The organism is Ewingella americana ATCC 33852 (assembly GCF_000735345.1).
In the GTDB taxonomy this organism is placed as follows: Bacteria; Pseudomonadota; Gammaproteobacteria; order Enterobacterales; family Enterobacteriaceae; genus Ewingella; species Ewingella americana.
In genome coordinates, this window is record NZ_JMPJ01000015.1 from 1 (window position 1) to 1,863 (window position 1,863).

A 1,863-nucleotide genomic window follows, 5' to 3' on the forward strand; every position below is an offset into this window, starting at 1 on the left:
ATTAAAGCTTTCCCTGATGGGGCCAGCCTTTATTGCCGCCATTGGCTACATTGATCCGGGCAACTTCGCGACCAACATTCAGGCCGGTGCTTCCTATGGCTATCAACTGCTGTGGGTGGTGGTGTGGGCCAATATCATGGCGATGCTTATCCAGCTGCTTTCCGCCAAACTGGGTATCGCAACCGGCAAAAACCTGGCCGAGCATATCCGCGATCGTTTCCCGCGTCCTGCCGTCTGGGCCTATTGGGTTCAGGCCGAAATCATTGCCATGGCGACCGATCTGGCCGAGTTTATCGGCGCGGCCATCGGCTTCAAGCTGCTGCTTGGGGTCTCGCTGCTACAGGGCGCGGTGCTGACCGGGATCGCCACCTTTATTATCCTCGCATTGCAAAAGCGCGGGCAAAAGCCACTCGAACTGGTGATTGCTGGTCTGCTGCTGTTTGTCGCGGCGGCCTATATTGTCGAACTGTTCTTCTCGCAGCCGAGCATGGCGGCGCTGGGCAAGGGGATGCTGATCCCTAACTTGCCGTCGAGCGATGCCGTCTATCTGGCCGCTGGCGTGTTGGGCGCGACCATTATGCCGCACGTGATTTACCTGCACTCTTCATTAACCCAGCGCGCGGGCGACGCGTCAAAGGGGCAGCGCTATTCTGCCACCAAGCTGGATGTCGGCATTGCCATGACCATCGCCGGTTTTGTCAATCTGGCGATGATGGCAACCGCCGCGGCGGCTTTCCACTTCAGCGGGCATCAGGGCATTAGCGAGCTGGATCAGGCTTACCTCACGCTGCAACCCCTGCTCGGGCAGGCGGCTGCCACCACCTTTGGCCTGAGTCTGGTTGCCGCGGGCCTCTCTTCCACCGTGGTTGGCACCTTGGCCGGGCAGGTGGTGATGCAAGGCTTTGTGAAATTCTATATTCCACTGTGGGTGCGTCGCACGGTGACCATGGCGCCTTCATTTATCGTCATCATGATGGGGCTGGACGCCACGCGTATTTTGGTGATGAGTCAGGTGCTGCTGAGTTTTGGTATTGCGCTGGCGCTGCTGCCTCTGCTGGCCTTTACCGGCAACCGCGAGCTGATGGGCGAAATGGTCAATTCGAAAGGCATACAGTGGGCAGGGCGGGTGATCGTGCTGCTGGTGGTGAGCCTTAACCTTTATTTGCTGATTGGCATGCTCAAGTAACACCAAAATAGAGAAATGGATAAAAAACGGGACAGCGCAAACTGTCCCGTTTTTGTTGCCTGCGGCTGAGGGCTAGTGGTGATGACCACCGTGCCCGCCGCCGTGTCCGTGGTCGCCATGCCCGTGCCCATGATTGCCATGATGTCCGCGATCGTGACCATAAGCATGACCGTGGGGAGGGCGGTGCCGCGCCTGATAGCTGTTCCACCAGCCGCGATCTCGCCAGCGGCCGCCGTCCCAGTAGTAGCCGCGATGGCTGCGCTCGCCGTAATAGCGCCCACGGTGGCTGTTCCACCAACGGCTATCACGCCAGTCATAACCATCCCAGTAGTAACCGCGACGGTCGCGATCACCGATATTAATTGAAAGGCCAGGGGTATTCAGGCTAAGGCTGCTGGCCTGCACGGCGGGGGCCGCGGCAGGCAGCAGGGCAAACAATAAACTTCCGAATAATAAAGGCTTAATCATGTCGCCTCCTCTCTCTCTTATAATTTCTGCTAACAGTTATAAGAGGAAGGCAACACCTATTCTATTGCTTACAATCCTGTTTTGATTGTTTTACGCCGCTTAACACAAAGCTAACGTTTTCTCCTTTATTAGCCTTGTGGGAAAGCGTTTACACTAAAATCCCTTCAATTTCAGCCAGCTCCTGCTCGCTAAACTGGCGGTTGCCAAGC

2 protein-coding genes are annotated in these 1,863 nt (G+C 56.8%); one reads left to right on the forward strand and one right to left on the reverse strand.

Going from position 1 to position 1,863, the window contains the following annotated elements; translation table 11 throughout:
* On the forward strand, positions 1–1,186 hold a 1,186-nt coding region (locus GEAM_RS00055), incomplete at its 5' end, for an Nramp family divalent metal transporter (protein WP_034786615.1).
* Positions 1,187–1,258: 72 nt separating this feature from the next.
* Here the strand turns inward: GEAM_RS00055 and GEAM_RS00060 are convergent.
* The gene (locus GEAM_RS00060) at positions 1,259–1,654 is read right to left on the reverse strand and encodes a DUF2502 domain-containing protein (RefSeq protein ID WP_034786617.1); all 396 of its coding nucleotides are present in this window, start codon (positions 1,652–1,654) and stop codon (positions 1,259–1,261) included.
* Between the last annotated feature and the right edge of the window lie 209 nt (positions 1,655–1,863).

What these genes read in the sequence shown, in the direction of transcription:
- GEAM_RS00060 (WP_034786617.1), bottom strand. Translation starts at nt 1,654, where the DNA reads ATGATTAAGCCTTTATTATTCGGAAGTTTATTGTTTGCCCTGCTGCCT.